The 14,615-nt window shown below is 39.5% G+C and carries 12 protein-coding genes and 2 pseudogenes; 7 read left to right on the plus strand and 7 right to left on the minus strand.

Annotated features, from left to right (window positions below; translation table 11 throughout):
* The 3 genes from CSD97_RS17610 to CSD97_RS17620 form a co-directional block, all read right to left on the minus strand.
* The coding region (locus CSD97_RS17610; protein ID WP_143272441.1) for a helix-turn-helix domain-containing protein at positions 1–256 on the minus strand (256 nt) is incomplete at its 3' end.
* Positions 257–361: 105 nt separating this feature from the next.
* Positions 362–1,930, minus strand: a complete 1,569-nt coding sequence (locus tag CSD97_RS17615; protein WP_244284055.1) for a hypothetical protein — start codon at positions 1,928–1,930, stop codon at positions 362–364.
* Positions 1,914–2,135 carry a hypothetical protein gene (locus CSD97_RS17620; protein ID WP_098032830.1) on the minus strand — a complete coding sequence of 74 codons (222 nt, stop codon included), beginning with the start codon at positions 2,133–2,135 and terminating at the stop codon, positions 1,914–1,916. Before CSD97_RS17620 ends, CSD97_RS17615 begins: the two co-directional genes overlap by 17 nt.
* Before the next feature lie 367 nt (positions 2,136–2,502).
* Between CSD97_RS17620 and CSD97_RS17625 the strand changes: the two genes are divergently transcribed.
* From CSD97_RS17625 to CSD97_RS17655, 7 genes and pseudogenes are all read left to right on the plus strand, one after another.
* Positions 2,503–2,841 (plus strand): hypothetical protein, encoded by a 339-nt coding sequence (locus CSD97_RS17625; RefSeq protein WP_057088444.1) that lies wholly within the window; start codon positions 2,503–2,505, stop codon positions 2,839–2,841.
* Positions 2,838–3,275 carry a hypothetical protein gene (locus CSD97_RS17630; protein ID WP_057088442.1) on the plus strand — a complete coding sequence of 146 codons (438 nt, stop codon included), beginning with the start codon at positions 2,838–2,840 and terminating at the stop codon, positions 3,273–3,275. Before CSD97_RS17625 ends, CSD97_RS17630 begins: the two co-directional genes overlap by 4 nt.
* Positions 3,276–3,280: 5 nt before the next feature.
* Positions 3,281–3,994 carry a hypothetical protein gene (locus CSD97_RS17635; RefSeq protein ID WP_098032831.1) on the plus strand — a complete coding sequence of 238 codons (714 nt, stop codon included), beginning with the start codon at positions 3,281–3,283 and terminating at the stop codon, positions 3,992–3,994.
* A 29-nt stretch (positions 3,995–4,023) separates the two neighbouring features.
* Positions 4,024–4,602 (plus strand): hypothetical protein, encoded by a 579-nt coding sequence (locus tag CSD97_RS17640; protein WP_057088438.1) that lies wholly within the window; start codon positions 4,024–4,026, stop codon positions 4,600–4,602.
* Between the two features lie 109 nt (positions 4,603–4,711).
* The gene (locus CSD97_RS17645; protein WP_057088436.1) at positions 4,712–5,182 is read left to right on the plus strand and encodes a hypothetical protein; all 471 of its coding nucleotides are present in this window, start codon (positions 4,712–4,714) and stop codon (positions 5,180–5,182) included.
* 39 nt (positions 5,183–5,221) lie between these two features.
* A pseudogene (locus CSD97_RS17650) lies at positions 5,222–5,372 on the plus strand (DDE transposase); the annotation flags it as partial.
* A gap of 243 nt (positions 5,373–5,615) precedes the next feature.
* Positions 5,616–6,831, plus strand: a pseudogene (locus tag CSD97_RS17655) (IS256 family transposase).
* A 312-nt stretch (positions 6,832–7,143) separates the two neighbouring features.
* Here the strand turns inward: CSD97_RS17655 and CSD97_RS17660 are convergent.
* The 4 genes from CSD97_RS17660 to CSD97_RS17675 all read right to left on the minus strand — a co-directional run bounded on the left by CSD97_RS17660 (position 7,144) and on the right by CSD97_RS17675 (position 14,610).
* The gene (locus CSD97_RS17660; protein WP_057088434.1) at positions 7,144–9,324 is read right to left on the minus strand and encodes an alpha-galactosidase; all 2,181 of its coding nucleotides are present in this window, start codon (positions 9,322–9,324) and stop codon (positions 7,144–7,146) included.
* Between the two features lie 90 nt (positions 9,325–9,414).
* Entirely contained in the window at positions 9,415–10,893 is a 1,479-nt protein-coding gene (locus tag CSD97_RS17665) for a sialate O-acetylesterase (RefSeq protein ID WP_057088432.1), read from the minus strand.
* 1 nt (position 10,894) lies between these two features.
* Positions 10,895–12,613, minus strand: a complete 1,719-nt coding sequence (locus CSD97_RS17670) for a right-handed parallel beta-helix repeat-containing protein (RefSeq protein WP_057088430.1) — start codon at positions 12,611–12,613, stop codon at positions 10,895–10,897.
* 17 nt (positions 12,614–12,630) lie between these two features.
* Positions 12,631–14,610, minus strand: coding sequence for a glycoside hydrolase family 97 protein (locus CSD97_RS17675; protein ID WP_057088619.1), 1,980 nt, complete (start codon positions 14,608–14,610; stop codon positions 12,631–12,633).
* Between the last annotated feature and the right edge of the window lie 5 nt (positions 14,611–14,615).

Consider the following 14,615-nt stretch of genomic DNA (forward strand, 5'->3'; position numbering starts at 1 on the left):
GGGCCATGAAGCCGTCTATCGCCTCCATCACCTGCTGGTTCATCACTCTGCGGACACGTTTGCTGCTGTCATAGCGCACCGGCTGCTGCAGGTACGTGTCCATTGCTTCCGCATCGGGGTTGTCACCGACCGCTTGTTCGAAAGCCCGGAGATACTTGCGTACAGTCTTGCGGCTCATGCCGTTACGACGGGCGATCTCACGGATGCTCAATCCGTCACGCCTATAGGCGAGAATTATGGAATCTCTTTCTTCCATGTGGTACATATTATGAACGCCATTGGTTTTTATGAATATACCAATTTTGTTCGGTTAAACATACCCATGGGTGGGGCACGTTTCAAATGCTACCCGGGTCCCTTTTCAAGTGTTAGCTACAGTTATAGCCCTCTGCATATCCTTGTCATACCTGGCCAACAGTCTGATCTCCTCTTTAATGTTGCTTCTGATCTTCATCCCGTCCAGCCTCTTTTCCCAGTCATTATGAGAAACGGAAGCCTTGCCTATGACCCTGTTCTCATTGAAGTAGGCGTCCATTCTCTCTATGAACCTTTCATCAAAATCATCAGTATGCCAGACCGTATATACCTCACCCTCGATATGCTTCCTGATGCCTATCCTCGTTATGAGCTGTGAGAAATACCAGTCCTTCTGACTGTGCGGGTCAGTGGAGGTACCATAGGCCCTCCGGATCTTTGCCGATTCGGTGTTCGGAAGGTTCCAGTCACCACACAGGAGAATCTGTTCAACATCCCTGTATGAGTTGGTGCTCTTGTTGTCGGTCGCTCCATAATAGGTGACGGTGAACAACCCGGGATCGACACCTTCGGCAACCAGTAACCTCCTGAAACGTTCCGCATATCCGGATTTTCCCGGGCCGTCATCGTCACCGTTTATATCCTTCCAGCATACAATCAAGGAAGGTTTGTCTATCAGCCTGCCTATCCTCTTTACGAATGTGCCGAACCCCGCCTCATCAAAACACTTTCTGGACAGTCCGAAATCCATCCTCCTGAAATCCGTTACGGTGTTGTACTTGCTCTCCGTATCCAGAAGGGTGAAGCGGGTGGAGCCTCTGAAAAGGATATTGCCCGCCCCCTCGAAGATGAGGATATGCGTGGAGATTGTCATGCCCCCGGGACAGAGGTCAACCGGGTAGAATGTAATGCCTACCTTGTCGGTATCGGACATCACCCATGAACCATAATACTTTGGAATGAGCCCCAGCACCACGTCACGCTTCATACGGTTGATCCTGTAGGCTTGGTTGAAGAGGTCGTTCTTTCCGCCCCTGATGAAAAGGTCATAATACCGGCCCAGCTCTTCAGGGGGCTTGCAGACGATATTGCCGTTCTCATCGGTCTTTCCGAATATCCCCAGCATGCTCCTGTCGAACTCCACAAAGGGATTGATGAAGGTCGGCGTCTCGTCGAATATGACATATCCCCTCAGGTCATCCCTTCCCATCAACGTCCTGAAGTCACCGTCGAACGGTGCCACCTCCTTCTGTGGCTTATAGATGAGGAAATGGTTTATCAGGTCTGTCCAGAAGCGTACATGAGTTATCAGAATCACCTTCTTTTCCATGAGCACTCCGGGGTTGTCCCTGTATTGCCCCAGGAAATCGGCTCTCCCGGGGTCACTGGATATGATCATCACATCCTCCATCCTCAATACCCCTTCCACCACAAGGTTCTCCACTATCCAGCCGAACATCTTTTCCAGCTCGTCTTTGGTATCGACACAATATAGAATACCCTCATCATGTTTGTGACGGATCAGGCTCTTGATGCTCTCGGTCTTTCCCGAACCCATCCCCGAGCTGACGATGTATCCGCCACGCCCATCGGGAACATCTATCTCCCCGGTCTTGAGCCTCATCCTGAAACCGGGGCCCGTGGAATGGGGAGTGATGTCAAACAGCTCCCTCATCGCCGCCTCCTTCCCTGGTATCGTCGATTATGACCCACTCGTCCCGGTACTTATTGACCAGGAACTCATAGTATGATATCACGTCCGACTCGTCGAAGTAGTTGTCGTCAAAGTCGGGTTCCGCCTCCTCCCATGCCTTGAGGTCGGCTCTGATCTGTGCGAGGAGTTCTGATTTCCTCACGATTTCTTTCTTGTTAGTCTTCATTGTTTAAAAAAAATTAGTTTGATTAATCGATAGGACATGCTCACTGGAACATGCCCTTATTACACAGATTAGGGCATGACTGGAAATAGCGCGCGTTTTTCATATTTGGAGCGCTATTATATATATGAGGTATAATTGCCCAACGTCCAGCATCCTCCCAAAGCCTTATTACCGAAGAAACAAATACTCACAATGAAGGGCGCCGAAAAAATACCTGAATATAAATTGCCATAGCCGGGAAAAGGCAAAGGGAATTACCGGGGAAATAGACGGCGCTCTTCTTATTTTTTTTCTCTTCCAAATCGCTAAAACACCATTCACAGCCTGCCAGAACCTAATAACTGAATAATAAAATAGCATAAACCCTATGTTTAAAGAGTTCATAAATCAGCTATTGGGACTTGAGCGGGAGCCTATGCCCAATCGTCAGGATACTTTTACCGCACCTGATGTCACCGAAAAAGCGGTATCATCCGAACCTATCCCTGAAAAATACCAAAGAGACATTGAAGCGCTCCGACAGAAATATGGAGACGCTTTTAAAACCGGTCTCTGCATTAATCTAACTTTGCAGGAGGCCTTGTCAATCATGCCGAGGGAAAGGAGAAGGATTGATGTCTATTCCGGTCTTGTCTCTTATCTGAAAAAGGAATGGGACATAACATTATCTATTAAATCACAAAAAACTAAATCTAAAGAACTATGAAGAATTATTTTATAGCGAACGGTGAGATTCTGAACACCGATATGAGTATTGAGGAAATCGAATCACGGGTACAGGAATCATTAGACGAGAACACTTCCGGAATGGCACAGTTCCGGGTCAAGAAGCTGAGTGAGAAGGAAGTCCGTTTCTTCTTTGTCAGGGATTTCCTCTGCGACCCTAATAAGCATATAATTTACGATGCTGATATGGCACTCATCACAGGCCTGGGAATTGGAGCATTCCAGCCACAGACCGTTGGGGGCTACCCTATGATATATCCCTTGAATTTTGCCGGGAAGAACTTCTATACCGACATCACAGCGTTCATCAGGCTTTATAAAATGCTGTTATATGTAGGGGCAGGTGAGCAGCAAATTGAGTATATCGGCCTGAGAACTTATTCGGACCGGATTTTAATGCAGATAATCTTCTAATCCTTATGAATGTATTGGTAGCATGTGAAGAGAGTCAGGCTGTTTGTTTGGCTTTCAGAAAACTGGGTCATAAGGCTTTCAGTTGTGATCTTCAGGAATGCAGCGGTGGATATCCGGAGTATCATTTTAAGGGGGATATGTTTGATGTAATAGCCAATAGAGGTGGAACTTTGGAGAATGGCACTAAATACTTTCTTGACGGTAATTGGGATTTGGTTATAGCCCATCCACCTTGTACATTCTTGGCTGTCTCAGGTGCAAGATGGTATTATCACCCTGACGATAAAAACCTTCCGATAGAACAGAGAAGACCACACCCCAAGTTCCCTGACAGAGCCAAAGACCGTGAAGAGGCAGTCCAGTTCTTCATGGATGTTTCAAAGATAGGAGTGAACAAGCTGGCTATTGAAAATCCGGTAGGTATAATGAGTAGCCGATGGAGGAAACCTGACCAGATTATAGAGCCTTGGCAGTTTGGTCATGAAGCTAGTAAGAAAACTTGTTTATGGTTGAAAAATTTATCTCTCTTGGTACCGACAAATATAGTGGGGAAAGGTGAGGTCTATACTGCAAAGAGTGGTAACAAATCCCCTAAATGGTTCACTGATATATTCTTCTCGGGTGTATCGCCTGAAGAAAGAAGAAAACTGAGAAGCAAGACTTTTCCTGGGATAGCAGATGCGATGGCTGATCAATGGGGAGGTAAAATTGCAGCATAGATAATAACAACAAACACAATGGGTTAACAATGAAAAGTACAATATATACCACAATCGGAGCATCCAACCACTCCGATACAACAAGGGAGGAACATGATTTTTATGCTACATTCCCTGAAGCCATAGACAGATTATTCGAGGTGGAGAAGTTTCCTGATACGATATGGGAACCAGCTTGTGGAATGGGACACCTGTCTAAAAGGATGATAGAACTTGGCAAAAAGGTTCATTCCACTGACTTGATAAATCGTGGTTATGGTACCGGTGGCGTTGATTTCCTGAAAGCCACCGGAAACCCTTATGGAGCTGTCATTACCAACCCTCCTTATAAGATAGTCCTGGAATTTATAGAGAAAGCCCTGGATATATCGGGAGAAGGAACAAAGATAGCCATGTTCCTGAAGCTGACATTCTTGGAGGGAAAAAGACGTAAACCGTTCTTTCAGACCAATCCCCCATTGAAAATCCACGTCTTTTCTTCCCGTGCCGTTGTAGCCAAAGGTGGAGATTTTACAGCAGCCCAGGCAAACGGGAATGCTATCGCCTATGCCTGGTTTGTTTGGGAAAAAGGTTATAAGGGAGATACTGTAGTGGATTGGATCAACTGAAATACGGCGTAGGGAAACGATACATTCCGGAAATGACAAATATAATGGTTATATGACGGAATGGTGTGTTCCCGCTGGATAATATAAATTTATTAAATAACATAGTTTTATGACAAAGAAAAGTACAAATAGTACCCTACAATTGGGTAAGAAAGTATTTATAGCAGGTAAAGTGTATGACCTGCAAGTAATGGACAAGGATGCGGTCGAATCATCGGTGCAAGCATATCTGGACAATGTGATCGGTAAGGACAGGGTTAGGTTCGAGCTATGCACAATCGGAAATATGACCGCCATGTTCTTCCACCGGGGATTTGACTACAGTGCCTATGATGCTGACCCGGTGAAGGATATCATGGATGCCGACGCCTTCATGATGACCGCCCATGAATACGAGGGTTTTAAGATGCCCCGGCCTTTTCCTATAATTCCAGGTTGTGTATATCCTTATCGAATAAAGCAGACCGATTTTCTGGACGCATACCGGAAGAGTGCTAAAATTCTCGGGGCAAGCAAGATAAAGAATGCATGGCTGGATATAGCTCCTCAGTCCATTGTGCTGAGGGTGCAGGTTGGATAAATGCCGGATGTAAAAAAAGGACATAAAAACGGATAATAAAGCTTCGGTACTCAAAAGCAGCATTACTCGCTTTCAAGGATAAAGGCCAGGAACAGGAAGACGGAAACTCTGTGGATTTTCTTCGGAATACATACGGCATGCCATACAGATGATTGCCAAGATCAAAAACAGGACGGTGAAAGCAGCATGATATGAGTTTACTGAAAGAAGCAGAAGAGGTCAGCAGACTTCTTCCGCAACGCCATGTCTTAACAGATAAGAGTATAGGGAAAATACAGAAAAATAACAATAAAAATGGCATATGAAGTGAGCATCCTCTATCATCTTCATATGCCATTGTATTTTGTAGGAACATTTACTGAATATCCGAGACTGTAATTTAAACTGTGTCAGTAACGAATAAAATTATAATCTTTACTAACACAGTTTTTTTATGAGCAAAGATTTCAATTTTGAAGAGATCAAGAACAAGGCTTTGGAACAGCTTAAGTATGGTAAATCCTTGTTAGGCAAAGACGGTGCTTTTGCTCCGTTATTGGAACGCATCCTCAATGCTGCCCTTGAAGGCGAAATGGATGTGCACATGGACGATCATGAACGTTCTCTTGGTAATCGTCGTAATGGTTATACCCCTAAACAGGTTCAAACACCTCTTGGGGAAGTTACCGTTCATACTCCCCGTGATCGTGACTCTACTTTTGAGCCGGAGTTTATTAAGAAGCGCGAACGGATTTTAGCTGACGGTGTTGCTGACCGCATAATCGGTTTATATGCTTTGGGTAATAGTACCCGTGAGATTAGCGACTGGATGGAGGAGAACCTTGGTAATCGCGTATCCGCCGAGACCATCAGCTCCATCACCGATCGCGTTCTTCCAGAAATTCAGGCCTGGCGCAGCCGGCCTTTGGAAAATGTATATGCTATTGTCTGGATGGATGCTATTCATTACAAAGTAATGGATGAAAAGAATCGCCCTGTAACGCGGGCTATTTACAATATCATCGGTATTAACCCTGATGGATATAAAGATTTATTAGGGATGTATATCTCTAAAAGCGAAGGCGCCAACTTTTGGCTCTCTTGTTTGAGCGACATACAATCCCGTGGCGTAAAAGACATTATTATTGCTTGTACGGATAACCTGACAGGTTTTTCGGATGCCATTAGAAGTGTTTTTTCCTGAAACAACTGTCCAGACTTGTATTGTTCACTAGATTCGCAACTCCATTAAGTATGTGGCCAGTAAGAATCAAAAGAAATTCATGAAAGACCTTAAACTTGTTTATTAGGCTGTAAGCAAGGAACAAGCCGAAGTGGAATTGGATAATCTGGAACTTAAATGGGGAGAAGACTATCCTATTGTTATTAAATCCTGGCGAGATAACTGGGACAAGCTATCTGCTTACTTCCAGTATTCAGACGACATTAGAAAGATGATTTACACCACTAATACTGTAGAGGGGTATCATCGTCAAATCAGGAAAGTAACCAAAAATAAAGGTGTATTTACCAGCGATACAGCTTTGGAAAAGTTAGTCTATCTGGCTTACCGGAACATACGTAAGAAGTGGACCATGCCACTGCCTAACTGGGGGAAGACAGCACAGCAACTGGCTATATTATACCCGGACAGGTTCAAATTGTTTTAGACAAAATACATTATATCAACTTTATTTATTAGTTTTGTCAGACCAACAAAACGATGGTGATACTTTGTACCATTGAAACCAAAAACGATTAGGGGATTGACCCCTAACCGTTTTTACCAACAAAACTCAGGTTTCTCATTACCCATTGAGATAGGAAAGCGAAAAAACTGAATATTTTAAAAGGAAAGCGAGAGCGCTGACACAGTTTAATTTACACGCCCGAATATCCCTAAATTATCCGGTATCCTTATTCTTTTCAAAACCAAATAGTATAATATTGTACACTAAGACAATGGTCAAATGCCAAAAAGATCAAACTTCCTCAAGATGTAAAGCAACACTAGAATACTCTTTTCTTAATAGGCTTTTCATTGCTAAACCATTTTCCATAAGAACTCTACCACTGAATACTTTACCATCTAATGCGCAAGGTTTTTCTTCGTTTTCCGGAGTTAAATCTTTAACTCTATAATTTTTTTCAGCACAAAGACCAGATAACTTCACTACAGGTATTATTGAATTAATAAAATGTTCTGTCTTATATGCATAGAAAACAGCTTCACTCTCTTCAGAGTTCACATACATAAGAGAAGCTAACCCTTTATTATCATAAGGGGATACTAGGCGATATAAATCTCCAAACTGAACTATTCTACGAACACTCTTATATGCCATAATAGCACGTTTAGCAAATGCCTTTTCAACTTGAGTCATATCTTTTGGTTGTATTTCCATACCCAAGCGTCCTGACATTGCCACATCAAAACGGAATTTCAAAGGTATTTGTCGTCCTGTTTGATGATTTTTAGTTGCACTAACATGTGAAGCCATTGCCACAGCTGGATAGAATGTTGAAACACCCCACTGAAGATATATACGCTGCAAAGCATCAGTGTCATCACTTGTCCAAAATTCATTAAAATAAGGAAGCCAACCATAGTTAACACGACCACCACCACCTGCGCATGCCTGAAGAACTAAATCTGGATATTTTGCACGAATTCTTTCAACAACTTTACGTAAGCCACGATGATATTCTATATAAATATGTGACTGCTTATCTCTAGGTAGATAAAATGAACCATAGTCTTGAATGGAACAGTTTGCATCCCATTTCATATATTTAATTTCAGGATTACGTGTCATTAATGAGTCTACAACACCAAAAACAAAATCCTGTACTTCAGGATTGGAAAGGTCAAGAATAACCTGTGTTCCTCCACGACCTGTTGATACAGGACGATTCTCTACTCGGAGAATCCATTTAGGTTTATTTTCAAAGAGCTCACTCTTCGTATTTGAACTTTCAGGTTCAATCCAAATGCCAAATTTTATATTATATTTTTTTGCAGAATCTAGAAGACCATTTATCCCTAATGGAAGTTTTTCCTTGCAAACTTGCCAATCACCAAGAGATGATTTATCGTTATTACGAGGGTATTTATTTCCAAACCAGCCATCATCCATTACAAAAAGTTCACCACCTATTGCAGAGAATTCTTTCATCATATTATCCATCCCACTTTGGTTTACCCTGAAATAAACCCCTTCCCAACTATTAAGTAGAACATCACGATTTTTATCTCCTCCCCATAGTTTATACTGACGTGCCCACTTATGAAAAGCTCTGCTGACACCACCTTTACCACACTTACTATATGTCATACAGAATTCAGGAGTGGAAAAGATCTCCTCGCGTTCAAGCTTGTAAAATGAGGTTTCTTCATTTATACCAGCACTTACAGAAAGAGTTGTATTCGACGCTATAACCTTTATTAAATAGTTACCAGTCCATGCTAACGTTCCACCAAACACATCTCCACTTTCTTCAGTTGCCCTACCATTCATTGACAAAAGGAAAGAGGGATTATCTTGCTCAGTATTACACATTCCGTCTTTGTTAGATATTACCTTCTGTCCATTTGTTAATTTTTCTTCCTCCATAGTATGCTCTGCAGCCCAAGAACCATGAAAATGTGTCATCCAGTTATCACCGCGTTGCAATGGAAGAAATGCTGATGCAAAACGATATAAAGTGACAGACTTTTTCCCAGTATTCTCTATATCAACCCAAGTTGTAATTACATCTGTTCCTTCATAAGCTTTAAAGAACTGTTTAATAATAAAGGGATAAATGCTATCTTTCATTGTAATTTCCACTATATTCCCATCTTTATCAGAAAAACGCCGTACATTTGATACAAAAAGATCAAGTGTCATATTCCCATCATTGTGCATTACAGCTACTGCTTTTTCATTGTCAGTCTTATTTGTGCCAAAGGCTGGATAAGTCTCTTTATTCATAGCTACCCCAGAATCAAATATATCCTGGATTTCATTTTCAGATATACGCGCACCATAATATTGATACATTGGCTTATCTCCCACTGTAGCAGTCAGTAACATTGAGGTGTTTTCTGTAGAAAGAAGAAAATTATCTGCACGTAATGAACCTGCAAGAATTAAGAAAAAAAATAACACTTTTAACCTCATAATATTAAATTATTTAATGTTTTAAATATTAATAAATATACATATTCAACATTGAAAAATAGATTCTTTTATCTGCATCTTTCGCATCTTCTATTTAATTTCACCTATCTCTATTTCAGGTATTACCCAGTTGTCTGTACGGAATGGAGCTAAAGGTAAACCATAGTTGGTCTTTATATTTGCTTCAGGACAGTGATTCTTAAAAGCATAACGTACTGCAACTGGGTCAGAAACAGAATCAGAACTAATAATAATCTTGTTTTGCCACCACTTCATCCGAGCTTTGGCATCATAAAATACACGATCTTTCCCGGCAACCTCGAATCCTCCCATCCGTAATGTACTATCTTCATCAAAACCTACAAATGAATTAGGATCATTAAATTTATTTGGTTCAGATACGTTATTAAATGACAGAATAAGTGTATTATCCTTTTTCTCCATAGATTTAAATGTTGGAGCAGAAAAAGGTAGTCCTTCAATACCATAATCATTACGGAGGGCCAACATAGCCAATCGCTGACCTACTTCAAATTTCTTTGCAGGATGGATACACGTCGGATGACCTAGATCAGTAGTTGCAGCAACACCTACGTTTTCAAGTTGCGATGCAGCCTGATATTGAGCTTCGATGACAAGTGGAAGAGAGCGTAAATTATCTCCCTCATATCTATACGGAGCAAGTTGAGTCATATAAAAAGGCATACTGTCATTCCCCCAAATTTTTCTCCATAATTTTATGAGAGCTACTTGCAAATCCTTATAATCGTACCAATTTAAACGATTGGAGCACCCCTGATACCATATAAACCCTTTAGCTGTAAAATTACTTATCGGAAGAATCATTCCATTAAATAGTTTTTGAGGGGCACTATTTTCACTTGTCCATTTAGCTTGTACCTTTTTATCAATTCCTTTAATACCATCAATAGATTCTTTATTCATCCAAGTCTCAATTGTTGATCCACCCCAATTAGACGTTACAAGTCCTACAGGAACACCAAGCATTCTATGTAAGTTAAGGCCGAAAAAATAAGCTGTGGCACTAAATGAAGCAACAGATGCAGATGAAGAACAAAGCCACTCAGATTTACAATCATATGTCTGTGTATCCGTAGAATTGCGCGGAACAGTAAACATTCTTATGTCAGGATATTCATTTGCATTCATTACATAATCCAAACAATTCTCTACAGGCTGATTGATAAATCCACATACAGGCATTTCCATGTTAGATTGTCCTCCACATATCCACACCTCTCCCAAAAGTATATTTTCAATTACCAACTCCTCGCCATCGTTAAAGGTTATAGATTGCGGACCACTAGCTTCATTTGTTGCAACTTTAACTTTCCAATTGCCATCACAATCTGACTTAACCTTATACTCCATCTGGTTCCAAGACGTTTTTATTGCAACGTTTTTGTTTGGAGTTGCATATCCCCAAAGATTCACTTCTGAGTTTCGTTGGAGCACCATATTGTTTCCTATAATCCCAGGAAGTTTAACTTCTGCTTTAAGTATTAAAGTTATAATGCTTATAAATATAAAAAAAGATATCCGTCTCATATTATTTGATATTTATATTCTTACAGTAATTTTGAACAAAAGGATTTTGCTCATCTAAAGTATATGGGTAATAATCAGTTTTTTCAATAGTATTATTCTTAAAGGTCAATCCATCTACACTGTATAAATTCAAGATTCTTGGATCAAAGACCTTAAATGTATTATTCTCTATTAGAATATTTTGATGATAATAAACGCCAGCTTCTTTATTAGGAATCCCACTACCCACTGCGATACAAGCACGCCCCCACGTAGGATATCCAAAGTTCCCATTTTCGAAAACATTATTTCTTATAACTACATCTCTTACACCTGATTGTTCATACCAATAATTACCATCACCTTCAAACAAAATAGCTGCACCTGGTATAGAAAAATAGTTGTTCTCTATCACAATTTTCCCTCTAGAACCAAGGAGTAACCCTCTTGCTCTATTCCCACGCATATTACATCCACTTATTAATACGTCTGGATAACTGTTATCTTCCGCAATAACCATCTTTTCTTTTAATCTTTCAGGAATTGAATCATGAAGGGTAATATTCGCAAATTGCTTATTAAGGAGCTTTGATGATTTAACTGTCCCATACCCTAATATCTCAAGAGTTGTATTATCTACAAATTCAATTCTATCACCAGGGTTAAGAAAGTCTATACCATATTGCCCTGAGTTTCTCCATCTAAGATACAATTCTGTTGGAGATACAATTTTATCTACAGCCATATACCAACCATGAATATTGGTAGCATCATCCTTTTGATTATGGAATATACAATCAATCATTTTAATATAACCCTTACAGTTTACAAAATGGGTTGCATCGGCTGTGATGGAAATCATCCTACCTTCAGCAGGGATAACCTTCAAACGTAAAAGTTCAATATCTTCACTGCTTTGAGCAATTACTCCCATACCTCCACAATGATATAGAGTGACATCTCTTATACCGATATTTTCACTATTGCTTATAAAGAATGCAGGATTATAGCGTGCTGTTGCGCCAAGTACCATGATATTCCCAGGAGTTCCTTTTATATCCTTATGGAAAATTCGAACAACATGGTCTTTTATAGGTTTTGCTTCTATAGTCTGTTTTGATAGCCAATAATCCGAAGCTAAATAAGCGGGCTCCCTTCTTTTAGCATCAAACTCTAGTAAACTAGAAAAAAGGTAATTATTACGTTTATCGTCTGTAAAATAAAGGCAACCGTTAATAATATTATACTTATAGTCTTCCGGAAAACGAAGATCCATATAGCCATCACCTACAGCTAAAATTTCTGCTTCTGAATGAAAGGTACGAGTATAATCTACAGAAAAACCTTTAAAACTTACATTCTTGCAGCCAACAGCACTAAAAGGTGAAATAAAACCTGTAAACAGTAACTTAGTATTTTTCCCAACTACTTTAAAATCATTCATTCCATCTAAATCAAAAGCTATACGCTTAAGACTTTCCGTGTTATTGCTTATAAATTGGTATTTTTCATATGAAAAATCTGGTAGTATTTTTAATACTCCCTCAGGTAGAACGAGAGAGTCAGCCTTTGTTTCACGACAAAACTCTAATGCTTTACGGATAGCTGGCATTGCATCAATTTGAGCTTGCCCTTCTTCCAGATAATTTTCGAGATACACAGTTCCTCCTTCTGTACGACTACAAGAGATTGCTGTAGTTAACAGACAAAATAAAATTGCAATATTTGTAAATGTTTTCATATAAAAGAGTTTTAAAGTTATTTGTTTTTCTTGATAATTAAAGCACTACCGCCTCCCATTGCCATATTTAATACCACCTCTGATGTATTATCAACTTCATATTGTTTAATGGTATATTTTTCTGGTGAATTTGATGAGTCGTCAGAATCAGATAGTTCTGAAACCAAATATTTGTTTCCCTCTTGCAAAAATGACAATGAAATAGTAATTTTCCTATCATCCCAATTTGTTATTCCACCGATATACCAAACACCCTCTTTTTCGCGAGCAGTAACAATATATTCTCCAATTTTTCCATATAGAATTATAGTATGATCAAAAACAGTTGGTATTGAAGCTATATATTCGGTACAAGGGATATCAGATAAATATCTTGAAGGGGAGTCACAAAGCATCACAAGAGGAGAATCGTAAACAATATATGATGCTACCTGATGGGCTCTTGTACCTTGGCTCATCGGCTTATGATAATCAATTCTGAATCCCTCTTTTGATGCATTAATATATGCTCCCTGTGTGTAATCAACAGGTCCAACAACTTGACGTATGAACGGAAAAGTTACATCGTAAAAAGGCATATTAGGATTTTGCCATTTCAATTCTTCCAATCCAAATACACCTTCAAAATTTAGTATATGTGGAAACGTCCTATTAAGACCAGTTGGCTTATAAATTCCGTGTAAATCAAGTATCAAATGATGTTTTCCTGTGGATTCAGCAATGCGATAAACCATATCAACACACTCTTGATCATCTCTATCGAAAAAATCAACTTTAAAACCCTTAATTCCTAATTCAGAGTAGTATTTGCACGCTTGTTCTAACTTTTCATCTAAAACATTAGCTACAGCCCATATTATTAAACCCACATTCTTAAGGGACGCATACTCGATTAACTCTTTTAAATTAACTTCATCCTTTATTTTCATTATATCATCTTTATCAGACCATCCTTCATCGATAACAACATAAGGTATATTAAAGCGTGAAGCAAAGTTAATATATTCCTTATAAGTGGCTGTATTAACACCTGGCTTGAAGTTAACATCTGTAAGTCCATAAGAGTTCCACCATTCCCAAGCAGCATGACCTGGCTTAATCCAAGAAATATCACTATATCTCCTTGGTTCTGCCAACTGATACACCAAATTATTTATTGGCAACTCAATGTCATTTTCTGCTATTGCGATTATTCTCCATGGATAAGTTCTTTTACCCTCTGTTCTTGCTATTACATCCTTACGTGTAGCAACTTTAATCTGACTACGAGTTGGAGTTACATACATACTATCTGGCATATGGGCAAATTTAGCAGAATATCCCCCTACAATTCCCTCAAGGAACATTCCAGGATAAGAACGTAGATCAGACTCACATATAAGGATATTAGTCTCATCTTCCATTTTTACAAGTAAGGGAAGGAGAGCTAATGAAGATCCGGAACCAAAATCACTTACTTGTTCGCTTGTATATTCACTCTGATAAGCATTTGCTAACAAATCTTTTCCTTTAGAATAAGGTACCCAAGCTCTTGGATTACCATGAAATAAGAATTGTGCAAGTTCATCTTTTATCACAGTTGAATCCTCAAACGCAGTCTCGAATCTCCAAGCAACACCTTCATCATAAGCTCTAACACTTAGAGACCATCCATCTGTAAAATCAATGCGCATAAAATTCCATTTAGAAGATACATGCCTTTGACGATAAAAAGGGGTATCAATATCTTCGAAATCTGTACCTCTTTTCACTTCATAGTCTTTTATACCATAACCTAGTGTTTTCCCATTTCCTAAAACTATGGCTATTTTAGAGGGCGTAACCAAACATTTTCCGTTGTAATAAACTGAGTATGTTAGAGTATCTTGTACACTAAGTACCATTTGAATCTTCTTGTCAGGAGAACATAGTGTAATAGAATTATTATCTTTTTGACATGAAGACATGAAGATAATGATAAATATTATCAAATTTACATATGGAATTTTTCCCTTCATATTCA

Source organism: Bacteroides sp. AR29 (genome assembly GCF_900217715.1).
GTDB lineage: Bacteria > Bacteroidota > Bacteroidia > Bacteroidales > Bacteroidaceae > Bacteroides > Bacteroides uniformis.